This is a genomic window from Rhizobium sp. BK538 (assembly GCF_014197575.1).
GTDB lineage: Bacteria > Pseudomonadota > Alphaproteobacteria > Rhizobiales > Rhizobiaceae > Rhizobium.
In genome coordinates this window covers 16,977-30,652 of record NZ_JACIFT010000011.1, presented here as the reverse complement: position 1 = coordinate 30,652, position 13,676 = coordinate 16,977, and the positions used below count along the sequence as shown (strand labels likewise).

Annotated in this window: 11 protein-coding genes and 2 pseudogenes; 9 read left to right on the top strand and 4 right to left on the bottom strand. The window is 60.5% G+C overall.

Features of this window, described 5'->3' with window-relative positions; genetic code table 11:
• Position 1 precedes the first annotated feature (1 nt).
• The gene (locus FHX09_RS14990) at positions 2-1,042 is read left to right on the top strand and encodes a protease modulator HflK (protein ID WP_132595129.1); all 1,041 of its coding nucleotides are present in this window, start codon (positions 2-4) and stop codon (positions 1,040-1,042) included.
• Positions 1,039-2,982: a heavy metal translocating P-type ATPase gene (locus tag FHX09_RS14985; RefSeq protein WP_132595131.1), complete on the top strand. Its 1,944-nt coding sequence runs from the start codon at positions 1,039-1,041 to the stop codon at positions 2,980-2,982. The genes FHX09_RS14990 and FHX09_RS14985 overlap by 4 nt, the downstream gene beginning before the upstream one ends.
• A gap of 318 nt (positions 2,983-3,300) precedes the next feature.
• Here the strand turns inward: FHX09_RS14985 and FHX09_RS14980 are convergent.
• Positions 3,301-3,801, bottom strand: a pseudogene (locus tag FHX09_RS14980) (acyl-CoA dehydrogenase family protein); the annotation flags it as partial.
• Between the two features lie 18 nt (positions 3,802-3,819).
• Here FHX09_RS14980 and FHX09_RS14975 point away from each other — a divergent pair.
• The 5 genes and pseudogenes from FHX09_RS14975 (at position 3,820) to FHX09_RS14955 (ending at position 6,463) form a co-directional block, all read left to right on the top strand.
• Positions 3,820-4,251 carry a substrate binding domain-containing protein gene (locus FHX09_RS14975; RefSeq protein ID WP_246699445.1) on the top strand — a complete coding sequence of 144 codons (432 nt, stop codon included), beginning with the start codon at positions 3,820-3,822 and terminating at the stop codon, positions 4,249-4,251.
• A gap of 156 nt (positions 4,252-4,407) precedes the next feature.
• Positions 4,408-4,826: pseudogene (locus FHX09_RS14970) on the top strand (EVE domain-containing protein).
• A 152-nt stretch (positions 4,827-4,978) separates the two neighbouring features.
• A complete protein-coding gene (locus FHX09_RS14965) occupies positions 4,979-5,416 on the top strand; it encodes a curlin (protein ID WP_183719323.1) in 438 nt (145 codons plus the stop codon).
• 64 nt (positions 5,417-5,480) lie between these two features.
• Complete coding sequence (csgH, locus tag FHX09_RS14960) at positions 5,481-5,876, top strand: curli-like amyloid fiber formation chaperone CsgH (RefSeq protein WP_132595139.1); 396 nt, start codon at positions 5,481-5,483, stop codon at positions 5,874-5,876.
• 173 nt (positions 5,877-6,049) lie between these two features.
• The gene (locus FHX09_RS14955) at positions 6,050-6,463 is read left to right on the top strand and encodes a curlin (protein ID WP_183719321.1); all 414 of its coding nucleotides are present in this window, start codon (positions 6,050-6,052) and stop codon (positions 6,461-6,463) included.
• 534 nt (positions 6,464-6,997) lie between these two features.
• Here the strand turns inward: FHX09_RS14955 and FHX09_RS14950 are convergent.
• From FHX09_RS14950 to FHX09_RS14940, 3 genes are all read right to left on the bottom strand, one after another.
• On the bottom strand, positions 6,998-7,507 hold the full coding sequence (locus FHX09_RS14950; protein WP_246699444.1) for a hypothetical protein: 510 nt from the start codon (positions 7,505-7,507) through the stop codon (positions 6,998-7,000).
• A gap of 254 nt (positions 7,508-7,761) precedes the next feature.
• The gene (locus FHX09_RS14945; protein ID WP_007789269.1) at positions 7,762-10,914 is read right to left on the bottom strand and encodes a multidrug efflux RND transporter permease subunit; all 3,153 of its coding nucleotides are present in this window, start codon (positions 10,912-10,914) and stop codon (positions 7,762-7,764) included.
• 34 nt (positions 10,915-10,948) lie between these two features.
• Positions 10,949-12,139 (bottom strand): efflux RND transporter periplasmic adaptor subunit, encoded by a 1,191-nt coding sequence (locus FHX09_RS14940; RefSeq protein ID WP_132595223.1) that lies wholly within the window; start codon positions 12,137-12,139, stop codon positions 10,949-10,951.
• A 396-nt stretch (positions 12,140-12,535) separates the two neighbouring features.
• On the opposite strand from FHX09_RS14940, the gene FHX09_RS14935 reads away from it, so the two are divergent.
• Positions 12,536-13,312, top strand: a complete 777-nt coding sequence (locus tag FHX09_RS14935; protein WP_183719342.1) for a DUF2092 domain-containing protein — start codon at positions 12,536-12,538, stop codon at positions 13,310-13,312.
• Positions 13,309-13,638 (top strand): hypothetical protein, encoded by a 330-nt coding sequence (locus FHX09_RS14930; protein ID WP_183719318.1) that lies wholly within the window; start codon positions 13,309-13,311, stop codon positions 13,636-13,638. The genes FHX09_RS14935 and FHX09_RS14930 overlap by 4 nt, the downstream gene beginning before the upstream one ends.
• Positions 13,639-13,676 lie beyond the last annotated feature (38 nt).

The window sequence follows — 13,676 nt, the reverse complement described above, 5'->3', positions numbered from 1 at the left end:
GATGGGCACCATCAGGGATAGGAATTCAACGGCGCAACATCAGGCTATTCGTCTGGTGTCCATGCTGCTCTCCGCGATCATGGTGCTGGCGGCGGTCGGCTGGGCAATATCCAATATCCGGGAGATCGCTCCACAAAACCGAGCTGTTGTCCTCCGGCTGGGCGCCCTGAACCGGGTGCAGGAATCCGGCCTGTTATGGGCTTTGCCCGCGCCGTTCGAAAACGTCTTGCTTCTGCCCGACGCCGCAACGGTTCTGGAACGCCGGATTGATGGATTGCTTCGCTCGCCAGCCGCGCAGGCCAGCGAGGCCAACGATGAGACAGAGAGCGATACTCTGGCAGGATCGGGATATCTGCTGACCGCAGACGCGAGTGTCGTTCAGCTCGATATCCGTGTCTTTTATCGGGTAACCGACCCCTTCGCCTATGCCCTGCAAGAGGAGCATGTCCTTCCGGCGCTCGACCGCCTCGTGACCCGTAGCGCCGTTGTGATCTGTGCTTCACGCGATCTGGACAGCATTCTCGTCGCGCGCCCGGAACTGGTCTCTGCCGACAGCGATACCGCCGAGCGCCGCGAACGGTTGCGCGCCGACCTGGTGAACAGCATCAACGCCAGCCTGGACGCGCTGAAATCGAAGGGCATGGGTCTTGGAATCGAGATCGACCGTGCCGACGTTCAATCCGCGCTTCCGGCAACGGCCGTGGGCGCGTTCGATGGGGTGCTGACGGCAAGCCAGCAGGCAGAACAGGCGATCGCGTCAGCGCAGAATGATGCGGAGAAGGACAGGCAGACCGCCGATCAGGAAGTCGACCGGATTGTGCAGATGGCGGAAGCCCAATCGAGCGAACGTCTGGCAAAGGCGCGCGCCGACACGGCAACCATCACCGGCATTGCAAGCGCGCAGGGATCCCATAGCGATTCCGGTCTTCCCTGGCGCCTTTATCGAGATCGCGTTGCCAAAATCCTGTCGCAAGCAGGCTCGGTAATCACTGTCGACCCCAGGGACGATACGCGCCTCATTCTGCAGGGAGCCGACAAATGAGCGTCGCGACCGATCATTCGCACGGCTCCCATGGCCACGCGCACCATCACCACCATGTCCTTAGCGCAGGCCTTCTGACCGCCAACGAAAAGCAGGCGGCGGCCGTTCAGCTTACCTTGGCCATGATCGCATTGAGCCTGCTTGTGCTCGGCATTGCCTGGCGCTGGCTTGCGCCGGACGAAGAGGGCGTCGGTCAGCTTCTGCTCGCAGCGGCCTCGCTCATCGTCGCAGTTCCGGTCATCCGCTCCGGTTGGCACAGTCTGCGCCATCCAAGCCTGCATGGCATCACCGACCAGTTAATCGCTCTTGCAATGCTGGCTGCCTGGGCGACCGGCGATCTGCTGACCGCGGCCCTCCTCCCGATCATCATGATATTCGGCCATGTGCTGGAGGAGCGCAGCGTCATTGGATCGAAAGAAGCGATGGAGGCATTGGCGCGCCTGACCCGTAGCCATGCACGGCTGATCACGCCGGATGGTGGCACGCGTGAAGTCGATAATATCGCGCTCAAGCCAGGCGATCTGGTGGAGGTGAGAGCGGGAGACCGCATTCCTGCCGACGGTCGCGTCCGGGAGGGACAGGCGAGCCTCGACACTGCGCCACTTACTGGCGAATCCATACCTCTCGAAGTCTCCGCAGGCACGGACGTCTTCGGCGGCGCGATCAATCTGGATGGCCGCCTCGAGATCGAGGTGACCCGAATCGGCGAAGATTCGACACTCGGAAGAGTCATCGCGCTGATGCAGCGGGCAGAAAACTCGAAGCCACCGATCACGCGGCTGCTGGAGCGCTACGCCCAGCAATATCTGGCCTTCGTGCTGACGATAGCGGCCATCGCCTGGTTCCTCACCTACAATGACCAGATCATGCTAGCGATCCTTGTCGCGGCCTGCCCCTGCGCCCTGGTCCTGTCCGCGCCGGCAACAGCGATTGCCGGTATCGCGGTTGCAGCGCGCCACGGCATCCTCATCCGCAGCTCGGCATTTCTGGAAGAGCTGGCCGATCTGACCTCCCTGGTCATCGACAAGACCGGCACCCTCACCTTCGGTAGGCTTCGGCTCCAGGAGATCAGGCTTACGAGCAATAGGGATCGGGAGACCGTTCTGGCCCTGGCCGCCTCTCTGGGCGCCGCCAGCAGTCATCCAGTCAGCCGGGCCCTGGCCTCGCTCGTCACCCATGATACTTACCATCCGATGACGAACGTCCGGGAACTTCAAGGGCTGGGCGTCGTTGCGGGCACGGCAGCGGGCGAAGTCGCCCTCGGACGTCCCGAATTGTTTGAACGCTTGTCCGTCATCGCTCCCTTGGTCCCCTCGCATGACGGTCCGCTCGCGGGCATTTCCGTAGGTGGAGAGTTTGTCGCCTGGCTTCTCCTGTCGGACACCGTCAAGCCGGAGGCAGCGGTTGCGATGACGGAATTGCGGGCGCTTGGGCTCAACCGGCAGCTTCTGCTGACTGGTGACCGTCAGTCGGTCGCGCATGCCCTTGCGCGAGAGATCGGCATAACCGATGTCGCGGCCGAGGCCCTGCCCGCCGACAAGCTGAAACGCGTGTTAAGCGAGACAGAAAGCGGCTTCAAACCCCTTGTCGTCGGCGACGGGATCAACGACTCGCTGGCCCTCAAGGCCGGTGCCGTCGGTATTGCGATGGGTGCGGGCGGTGCCGATATCGCGCTCGCCTCCTCCGACATCATCCTGATCGGCAGCGACTTGCGGCGGCTCGGCACATGCATCCGCCTCAGCAGGCTCTGCCGCCGGACATTGAAAACCAACGTCATCATCGGCCTCGGCTGGACCGTAGCGATCGTCGCATTGGCGGGATTCGGTTTTCTCGGAACGGCGGGCGCAGTCGTCGCTGCCCTCCTCCATAATTTCAGCACTTTGCTGGTGCTCGCCAATGCCGGCCGGATGATGCGATACGACGAACCACTCACGGCGTAAACAAGACTCGCAGATCGTCGCGACAAGACTGAAGCTCGCCGTTAAGATAGACCACCATGTATGAGCGTGCTGCTCTCCGAACTCCTGGATTCGATGCTGTCGAGGCACTTCAAACTATTGCGCAAATTCCCTCGCCTTGACCTGGAACGAACCTGCATCCAGGGGGTCTAGTTATAGAGGCTTTTTGAGAGGGTTCAGCCAGGCGGCCTGAGCAATAGCGGTCCGACATAGACAATTGAATAGCGGCAAACAGTGGCGATAAAGTCCTTCTCGCCACCGTAATATTCTGATTTTTAAAGCGCCGAATGGCAGCCCTGCTTAGCTCCAGGCGTGTAGCGGCGGCTTCTCTCCGTTGAGGAAGTATTTGCCGAGGATCGAGTATTTCCACCGTACCGGATCGTGCAGCGTATGCGTCCGGGCATTGCGCCAGTGCCGGTCGAGATTGTGCTCAGCAAGCGTCGAGCGCGTGCCGGCCAGTTCGAATAGCTTGTTGGTGGCCTCGATAGCGATCTCGGTCGAGAGAATTTTGGCCTCGGCAGTGACGATCTGCGATTGTGCTACGCTATCGGCATTGGGATTGGCAACCGCGCGGTCGATCGCAAGTCCCGCTTTCTCAAGCAATGCCTGCGCCGCATGCAGTCTGAGCTGGAGGCCACCGATCGCTTGGATCGTGTAAGGATCATCCCAGGCGTGGTCGAGGCCGCTGTCGACCCAGGCGCGCGACTTGGTGCGGACGAAGTTGATTGTCTCCTTAATCGCCGCCGATGCGATGCCGGTGTCGACAGCAACCTGGATGATCTGGAAGGTGGCGCCGTCCGCTACCTGCGGCCGTCTTCTTTGATCGCAAGAAGGATCGGCACCTATCGCTTCGTCTGCTGCGCCTCGCCCGGCTATCTCGGTAAGAGCGGCGTGCCGACCCATCCCGAACAGTTGGAACAGCATCGCTGCATCCTGAGCCTCAATCTTGTCCCACGCGATCAATGGCATTTCGAAGGTAGGGACGGACAGATGCTGGCGGCAAAGATCAACAGCAATATCGCCATCGACAACGGCGAAGCCATGCGCGTTGCCGCGGTGGAAGACGCTGGCATCATCTACGCACCTGAGGTTCTGGTAGCGGACGACATCACCGCCGGGCGACTGACCGAGGTGCTCGCCAGTTGGGGCAAGCACAGTCTGCCGATCCACGCCGTGCATCCGTCACGGCAATTCGTGCCACGACGGGTCAAGGCAATCGTCCACTGGATCGCCGGGGATCTCCGTCGGTAGAGATCCCCGCCAGGCCAGCTATTGCAGATCGCGCACGGAGGTTACTTCCATTGCGTTCCGTCGTCGGCAGCGCAGCCGCGCTGTGGCAAGGAACCGGTAAAGGTGGTTTCGAGTTTGGCGCATCCCCATGGGTTGATCGGGCTTGGCATATTGTTGTTGAGCATAATGTGGATTGCCGTAGCCTCGGCCGAGCATGTGCGGATCGGTCGTGCGGCGGGCTTCATGCAGGTCTGTCACGGCAAGGGTGGACCGCTACGGCGGACCGCCCCTGGCGACACCGTCATCTACTACTCTCCCTCCGAGGCCTTCCGCGGAAAAGACCGCCGGCAGGCCTTCACTGCAATCGGGATCATCACCGACCGCTCACCCTATCAAGCGGAAATGTTTCCCGGCTTCGTACCCTGGCGGCGGGATGTCGACTGGCGACCAACAGCGGAGGTGCCGATCCGTCCGCTCCTCGGTCAGTGGCGTTCACCCGAAGCGGCAACTGGGGTGATCAATTGCGGTTCGGGCTCTTCCCCATCGAACCAGAGGATTCCGCGCTCATCGCAGCCTCCATGCAGGACGATGGCTGAGGGTGCCGATGGCCGATTAATGGGATCAAGGCCAGGGCGCCGATCTCTGCGAATGAACCCCGACTGAATGGTGCCTTCAGCTTCTGTTCCAAAGGGAGCGTCCAAAAGAAAGACGTTCAACCGCGGTCTTATCCGCCTGAGGAGACACAGTCATGATCCGCACGTCTTTCATTGCAACCGCACTCGTCGCTCTCGTTGGCCTCACCGCCGCAGCCCCCGCCATGGCCAACGATGTGCGTATCGAACAATATGGCTGGTCGAACTCTGCCGGTGGCGCGCAAGAAGGATACGGAAACCGGATCAGAACCTATCAGAACGGGGGCTACAACCGGATTATCGGCCATCAATATGGTCGTCATAACCTTTCGGCTGTCGGTCAGGAAGGCAATGACAACTATGGCGCCACCTATCAGAACGGCGTCCGCAACGTCGCCGGCATCGGCCAGTTTGGCTCCAACCACACGACGATCCTTACCCAGGACGGCAATGGCAACATCGCGGCTGGCGTCCAGGTCGGCCATGGCTGCAACGCCAATGTCAGCCAGGGCGGCAACGGCAATGTCGCGGCCTTCGTCCAGGCCTGCCCGTAAGCGGCTCCGCGATGACGTGAAAGAGGCCAAGATCGCAACAGCAGACCACTAGGGGAGACGACCCATGCCATATAGCGTCAAACATCTACGCCGCCTGACGGCCATTCTTGCGCTGGTCCTTCCCGTCGGCGCCATTGCGGCCATGACGACTGCCAACCAATCTGACGAGGCGCAGCTTTGCGAAATCAAGGCAACGCCTGGAGCAGGTATGGTAAGACTGGATGCGCTCGTCCACGCCGACAAGCATATCAGCGGGACTTACACCTTTCATGTCGTGAAATCAGGGGGCGGTGGAAGCTCCACGAGCAGCCAGAGTGGCGATTTCGATGCCATAGCGGGACATGCGGCAATCCTCAGCTCCGTCTCGCTCGACTCCAAAGGTACCGAATACAAAGTCACACTGGATGTCGTGATCGGGGACAAGAGCTTCAGCTGCACGAAGCAGATCGGCGGCAACTAATCGGCCTCCACACTCTGCGAATCCCTTTAAAGGGGCGCCGGTTTCTGGCGCCCTTTTTCGTTCGATCAGGCCGAAACGACTGAACGACAACTGAACGGGCAATTGTGACTGGGTTCAGCTGCAAGATGCGAAAGTTGATCATCGGCCAACACAGCTGGCAAATGGAGATCAGGATGAGTCGCAACGTGTTTAAGATCCTTACCGTCACTCTTCTTGCCGGGAGCATGGGGCAAGTAGCCTTGTCTGTGCCAGCCTATGCCGGCGGCCGGATCTCGTTCAACCTCGCGCCGGACAATGCCGAGGATGCGGGTCTTTTCTCAACCGGACTGCGGGTCTATTCGCTCTACCGCGGTCTGAAAGACGCCGACATCCGGCAGCTGGGCCGGGGTAATGCGGCTGGCATCGCTCAGGCTGGCCGTGGCAACCTCGGCTTCATCCAGCAACGGGGCAGTGGTCATTCCGCAACCTTGCGGCAGAATGGCAACAACAATGCTTATGGCATTTTCCAGTATGGGCGAAATACTGAAACCGACGTGGTGCAGGATGGGGATAACGGCAGTGGCGCTACCTTCAGCTACGGCTGGTAAGACAGTTCACCCCAGTCCCGAAGGCGATGTCACGTTGTTTCATCAACGCCGGTTCGCCGCTTTTCCCGCAGGCGAACGCAATGGCCATCACATACAGAATCGCTCTGACAAGCCGAGAACCACTTCCAGATGCAATAATGCCCGGTCGCCACAGTCAGGTGTTGCCCTGGACGAGGAGAGCCGAGAGGTCAGCCTACCCGTTGGTGACCTCTCAAGCCCTCTCAGGGGACCGAAGGTGCCCCTGCGTGTCCTTTTTTGGCGGAAGGACAGGGCCAACTTAGGCAGAGGCTGCGCACTTGGAAAGTTGGACCAAGGTCCGACCGCAAGGAGGGAGGCTGCGGGAGGGTTTGTCCGCGACATCCCAAAGCCTCCCTCATCCTTCGGGGCAGAAGGACAAGGTCCAGTTAGCGCAGGCGCACCGATTGGGTAGTTGGACTAAGGTCTGACGAATTCACTGGCATTTTGCGAATCAGACCGGCACATCCGGCCCCCCATCACGGCAGGCATGCCGAAGTCCGTGAAAGCAAAAGAGAATCACAGCCCGTGAGCCAAGACCTTTTGGCAAGCCGGGGACAACCGCGCCATGTTTTCCCTAAGGCAGGCGATGCCGCGTCCGCCGCCGAGCGGAACGGCACGGCAGTAAGATCGGAAGTCCGGCCCACAGGCCTCGCGGGCAATGACCATCTCCTCCCGCGGCGAAAGCTGTGGTGCGGCCGTCGTCGCCGGCGCGGCGGCCTTGGGTGTGCCGGCATCCGGCGCCGCCGGCGCGGTCGACGCCCCTGAAGACGATTTCGGGGCGGCAGCGTTGCCGCTTGCGCCAAGTGCGCTGATTGCCTGTTTGCATCCCGACGAGAGCGACGCTTCGTTGTGTTGCAGGCAGGCAAGCGCCTCCTTGCCGCCCGGGGTGACGCCGGAACAATTGGATAGGAAATCGCTGCGGCAGGCGGACTTGATCGCGTTGCGTTGCGCGTCGGTCGGCTGCTGCGCCAAGGCCGCGCCCGCGAACAGGACGATGCCTCCCAGCACGGACAAGCCAAGTCTCATTCTCCACATGCCACGTTTCGCGGATGCGATTTCCAGTGATGACGAGAAATTCTCCATAGTTCCTCTCCCTTCGGAAATCACAGTGTCGACCATGTCGGCATCGTGAGGCTGCACCTAGCCCTCTTCCTCCGAGGGCGCTCCATTGCTTATCCGCAGGGCAGACGATCAAGCGCAACACGCCATGCGTTCCCTAGCCGAGAATAGCAATTCTCAATGCGGTATCCGCTCTGGCCAACAGCGTGTTGTCGCATCACCTACGTCTGCGCGTCGGGCACTGCCACTGGACGGCGCTTCCGGTATTCCTCGAAATGCTGCAGGATCACGTAGAAGGACGGCACCAGCAAAACCGCCAGGCACGTCGATGCGATCATACCGCTAAAGACAGAAATACCGATCGATCGGCGGGCGTTGGCGCCAGCCCCCGTCGCCAGAACCAACGGCAGCACGCCCAGGATAAAGGCGAAAGAGGTCATCAGGATCGGGCGGAAACGCAGTCGCGCCGCAAGCACGGCGGCAGCGGCAATCTCCATGCCCTGCATGCGTTTTTCCCGCGCATACTCAACGATCAAGATGGCGTTCTTCGAGGAAAGCGCGATGAGCAGAATGAGACCGATCTGCGTGTAGAGATTGTTCGCCACCCCGAGCGCCGTCAGTGCGCCGACAGTCCCGAGCAAAGCAAGAGGAACGGCGAGAATAACGGCGAACGGCAAGATCCAGCTTTCGTACTGTCCGGCCAAAACGAAATAGACCAGCAGAATGGCGAGGCCAAAGACGTAGTAGATCTGGCTGCCGACCGCCCTTTCCTGATAGGACAGCGCCGTCCACTCGAAGCCGGCGCCCGGCGGCAACGTCTGATTGGCAATCTGCTCCATGACATCGAGCGCCTGCCCCGAACTGAAGCCGGTGGCAGGCCCGCCGACGATCGTGGCAGTGGGATAGAGATTGTAAAGGCTGATCAGCGTCGGGCCCGGCGTGCTTTTCACGTCGATCACTGTACCAAGCGGGACCATGGTGCCATCGCCAGCCTTGACTTTCAGATTGCGGATGTCATCGGGCCGCACGCGGAAATCTGGGGCCGCCTGCACATAGACCTGGAAGGTGCGGCCGAACTTGTTGAATTGGGTAACATAGCTCGATCCCACGTAACCCGAGAGGGCGGAAAACACCTGCCCAACCGTGACGCCGAGCGTCTCGGCCTTGATGCGGTCGACCGAAACCTCGAGCTGGGGAGCGTCTGCGCGGAACGACGTCTGCAGCCGCTGTAGCGAGGACTGCGAGTTCCCGTGTTCGACGATCGTGTCGGCCAGTGTCTGCAGCAGCGGGAAATCGAAGCTACCGTCCTTGAGCAGCACCTGCATGGTAAAACCGCTGGCATTGCCGATACCCTGGATCGCCGGTGGGACCATGACCAACGTATTAGCCTGCATGACACTCTCCAGAGCGCCGTTCAGATGCCGGTATATCGACAGCAGATCCTGGCCTTTCTCCTTTCCGCGCACGTCCCAGTCCTTGAGAACGACATAGGCGACACCGGCATTCGGCAGGCTTGCACTGTTGTCGAGGACCGAAATGCCGCTGATCGTCAGAACCTGGTCGACGCCCGGCGTTGACTCGGCGATCTGGCTGACCTGCTGCATCACGGCATCGGTGCGCTCCTTCGATGCGCCATCCGGCAACTGTGCGTTGATCAGGACGTAGCCTTGATCCTCGATGGGGAGGAAGGCCGTCGGAAGCCGGGTCAATCCCCAGAAAGCGACACCGATCAGCCCGAGCCCAACGAGAACCGCGATCGCGCTGTTGCGGACGAGGCCGCCAACAAGCCTGGAATAGCCGTTTTCCGCCGCGTCGTAGATTCGATTGAAGCCGCGATAAAAAAAGTTACGCTTTTCGGGCGGCACGGGCGGCCGCAGCCAGAGAGCGCATTGTGTCGGTTTCAATGTGATCGCGTTGATTGCGCTGATCAGCGCGGTCGCGGCGATGACGAGCGCAAATTGCCGGTAGAGCTGTCCGGTTAGCCCCGGCAGGAAGGCAGCCGGAATGAAGACCGCCATGAGAACGAGCGTAATGCCGATGACGGGACCGAGAAGTTCATCCATCGCCTTCTCTGCAGCCTGCTTGCCTGGCATCCCCTCCTCGACGTGACGCGCAACCCCCTCGACGATGACGATCGCGTCATCGACGACGATGCCGATCGCAAGCACGATCGCAAACAGCGTTGACAGATTGACGGTGAAACCGAGGGCTGCCATCGCGGCAAATGCCCCGATGATCGTCACCGGAACGGTTGTCGCCGGCACGAGCATGGCCCGCCAATTCTGCAGGAAGAGCAGGATCACGATCAGGACCAGGACACCGGCCTCGATCAGCGTCACGTAAACCTCGCGGATCGAGGCCCGGACGAATTTCGTCGTGTCGAACGGCATGCTGTATTCAAGGCCGGGCGGAAAGCTCTTTGAAAGCTCCGCCATCTTCGCCCTGACGGATTCGGCTACCGCGATGGCATTCGCTTCCGGCAACTGGAAAATGCCGATACCGGTCGCCGGTCGCCGGTTCTGCAGGAAGGACTGGCTATAGGTCTGCGCCCCGAGCTCGACACGACCGATGTCGCGGACACGCGTGATCCGGCCGCCGCCTGTGGAATCGACCTTGACGATGATGTCTTCGAAGTCAGGGGCGTCGTTCAGCCGACCGCTGACGTTCAGCGTATACTGGAAGTCCTGCCCGTTGGGCACCGGCGGCAACCCCACCTGCCCTGCCGTGACCTCCTGGCTCTGCTGCTGCACCGTGTTGATGATATCCTGCGGCGTCAGCCCGCGGGCTTGCAGGAGATTCGGATCCATCCAGATCCGCATGGCATACTGGCCGGCGCCAAAGACGCTGACATTGCCGACGCCGGGGAGCCGGGCGAGTTCGTTCTGCAGGTTGATGACCGCGTAGTTCGATAGAAAGAGGCTGTCGTAACGGCTGTCCGGTGAGGTCAGGCTGACGAAACCGAGGATCGATGTCGACTTCTTCTGCGTCGTCACGCCCTGCACCTGCACCGCCTGCGGCAATGATGGCATCGCGATCGCAACGCGGTTCTGGACCAGGACCTGCGCCTGATCGGGGTCCGTACCGATGGCAAAGGTCACCGTCAGCGAGTAGGTGCCGTCGCTAGCGCTCGTTGACTGCATGTAGAGCATGTTTTCGACGCCGTTGACCTGCAGTTCGATTGGCAACGCAACGGTATCGACGAGGGTCTTGGCGCTCGCGCCCGGATAGCGCGTCGTCACCTGTACGGTGGGCGGAACCACGTTGGGATATTGAGCGACTGGCAGCTGCAGAAGCGCCACCGCGCCGATCAGGACGATGACCAGCGCGAGAACATTGGAGAGCACCGGCCGCTCAATGAAGAAGCGCGAGATCATCTGCTTCGCCTCCTTGATTGGGCGTGGTCTCGGTTCATGGGACCTTCGATCCGCTGGGATCCCCTGTTGCCGCGGCAGCGTCTATCGTGATTCTCTCAGGCGTGACCTTCATATCGGGCACGGCCCGTTGAATGCCGGCCATGACCACCCAGTCGCCGGCATCGATACCGGACTCGATAACGCGCATGGACCCGTCGCGCTGACCGATCTTGACGGGTCGCTGCTCGATCACATCGTCCTTGCCAAGCACCAGTACATAGTTGCCCTGCTGGTTGGTGCCGATCGCGTCGTCGCGAACGAGAAGCGCCTTGTCCTTGTGGGCGACCGGGACACGAACGCGCACGAAGAGGCCCGGCAGGAGCGCATGGTCCTTGTTATCGATAATGCCTCGAACCGAGAGCGTGCCTGTCGAGGCATCGACCTGCGGAGCGACATAGTCGAGGTGGCCCTTGTGTGGGTATCCCTCTTCGTCGCCCAACCCGATCTCGACCGGTATGCTCGGAAGATCAGTCTGGGTCAGCTTACGCCCTGCCTTTGCAAGGCTCTGCTTGATCATCAGCACCTGCGATTCGCTGACGTTGAAATAAACGTAGAGCGGGTCAGTCTGAACGATCGTGGCAAGCTTTGTCGGGCCGGACACACCGACCAGCGCACCCACATCAACAAGATGGTCGGTCACCGTGCCGTCGAAGGGCGCCACCACGTCCGTGTATCCGAGGTTGATATTTGCGAGATCGAGGCTCGCCTGCGCGTTCAGAATGGAGGCGTTTGCCTCGTCGAGCGTCGCCTTGGCGCTGTCGACGGCCGTCTGCGTCGTCACCTCCTGCTTCATGAGATTGACCTGCCGGTCGTATTCCTGCTTCGCTCCAACCTGCGACGCCTGCTGCGAGGCCAGCTGCGCCTGGGCTTGGTCGACCTGCGCCTTATAGGTGTCGCGCTGGATGCTGAAGAGCTTGTCGCCCTTCTTCACGGCAGTTCCATCCTTGTAGTCGATGGTCTCGAGAAAGCCTTGAACTCGCGCTTCGATGTCGACCGCATTGATCGCGTCTGTATTGCCGGTCAGCTCGAAATATTCAACCACCGGCTGCTGCAACGGCTGTGCAACATTCACCTTCGGGGGTGGCGGTGGCACATACGCATTGCTGCCGCTGTCGCACGACGACAAGCCGGCGGCCATTGCAAGAATCCCGATTAGGTATAGCCCCCGATACGATCTGCCACGCATTTCCCCTACCTCGACGGATGCACGAGCTTTGGATTTCATGCGTGCCCCGCAGTGGATCCCAACGCACCAAACGCCGAGGCTAAGTATAGTATGGGACAATGTTTCCGCGAAAAGCAATAGCAACGCAGGCGATAAATAGTGACCGATGCAAGCTGCGATGTGCGACAAGGATGAACCTACAGTTACATTTCGGCCGCGAAAAAGAAACGTGCAGTAGCTGTGCTTCCGTTCGATCGACAGAAAGGTGCCAAGCCGTTCTTGAGTGCCCCAAGGGCATGTCTAAGGGATACCTCGCTACGCCCTTCTATCGATGGCAATGCCGCCAGCGACGTTAGCGTACCCAGCATTCAACGCGTACCCAATCAACCGTTGTCAAAGTGAGGGCCGAAATTCCCACTGCCGACGCGCTTCAAGGCACTGGTTGCCGCGTGCGCGACGACCGCCGGACTAAGCGGCCCGACCGGGGCGTGGGCCGACGATTCGAAGGCACTTCTGAAGGCGATGTCCGACTACATGGCGGCGCAGAAGACGTTCTCCTTCGACTATGTCTCGTCGGTGGAGGCAGTAACGCCAGCTTTCGAGAAACTGCAATTCGTCAGCTCCGGCACTGCCACCATCAGCCGACCAGACAAAATCCGGGTAACGCGTGTCGGTGGCTTTGCTGACTTGGATGTCGGCTTTGACGGGACGAAACTGACCGTACATGGCAAGAATCTCGACGCGTACGCCCAGATCGACGCGAAGGGGAGCCTTGATGAGCTTTTTGATCGGCTGCAGAACGCCGGCCCAGAGATTCCCGGCTCCGATCTCCTGCTCTCGAACAGCTTCGATACGCTGATGGACGGCGTCACCGAGGCCAAGCACATCTCAAGCGCGGTCGTCGACGGCGTCGAATGTGAATACCTGACTTTCCTGAAAAATGACATCGACTGGCAGATTTGGATCGAGACAGGATCGACGCCGATCCCGAAGCGCTATGTCGTCACCAGCAAACATGTCGTCCAAGCACCGGAATACATGCTTGAAGTCCGGAATTTCCGCACGGGAGAAGATGTGAAGGTCGCAAACTTCGCGATCGAGATTCCGGGCGATGCAAAGAAGGTTGATTTGAGCGAACTCGGTCAGATCGATGAACTGCCGGCGCCGACAGGCATGATGGGAGACGCACAATGAAAACCGTCGTAAGGATTTTCGCCTTTGCGCTCGCAGTCGCCTTCGCATCCCTTGACGTCAGCATGGAGGGCAGTGACCTGACGACCCTGACGTTCAGGGCATCTACCCCGGCCGAGGCGGTGATCGGGCATCCCCCGACACCGCTCTCCTACGCGGGTGTTGCCCGTCGGACCACCCGCCGTGTCGTCCGAAGAACGAACGTGTACATCAGCACTCTGCCGGCCGGTTGCGTCTACGGTGCGTACTACGGCGGCTATTATTACCGCTGCGGATCACACTACTGCGCCAAGAGCGGCGCTACCTACGTTCAAGTGGTCATTGAATAGCAGGCTCACCGGGCTTCCTGGCAGCCGTCAGCGGAGGT

What these genes read in the sequence shown, in the direction of transcription:
- FHX09_RS14985 (WP_132595131.1), top strand. Translation starts at nt 1,039, where the DNA reads ATGAGCGTCGCGACCGATCATTCGCACGGCTCCCATGGCCACGCGCAC.
- FHX09_RS14940 (WP_132595223.1), bottom strand. Translation starts at nt 12,139, where the DNA reads ATGCGTGGCAGATCGTATCGGGGGCTATACCTAATCGGGATTCTTGCA.
- FHX09_RS14955 (WP_183719321.1), top strand. Translation starts at nt 6,050, where the DNA reads ATGAGTCGCAACGTGTTTAAGATCCTTACCGTCACTCTTCTTGCCGGG.
- FHX09_RS14930 (WP_183719318.1), top strand. Translation starts at nt 13,309, where the DNA reads ATGAAAACCGTCGTAAGGATTTTCGCCTTTGCGCTCGCAGTCGCCTTC.
- FHX09_RS14950 (WP_246699444.1), bottom strand. Translation starts at nt 7,507, where the DNA reads ATGAGACTTGGCTTGTCCGTGCTGGGAGGCATCGTCCTGTTCGCGGGC.
- csgH (WP_132595139.1), top strand. Translation starts at nt 5,481, where the DNA reads ATGCCATATAGCGTCAAACATCTACGCCGCCTGACGGCCATTCTTGCG.
- FHX09_RS14965 (WP_183719323.1), top strand. Translation starts at nt 4,979, where the DNA reads ATGATCCGCACGTCTTTCATTGCAACCGCACTCGTCGCTCTCGTTGGC.
- FHX09_RS14990 (WP_132595129.1), top strand. Translation starts at nt 2, where the DNA reads ATGGGCACCATCAGGGATAGGAATTCAACGGCGCAACATCAGGCTATT.
- FHX09_RS14945 (WP_007789269.1), bottom strand. Translation starts at nt 10,914, where the DNA reads ATGATCTCGCGCTTCTTCATTGAGCGGCCGGTGCTCTCCAATGTTCTC.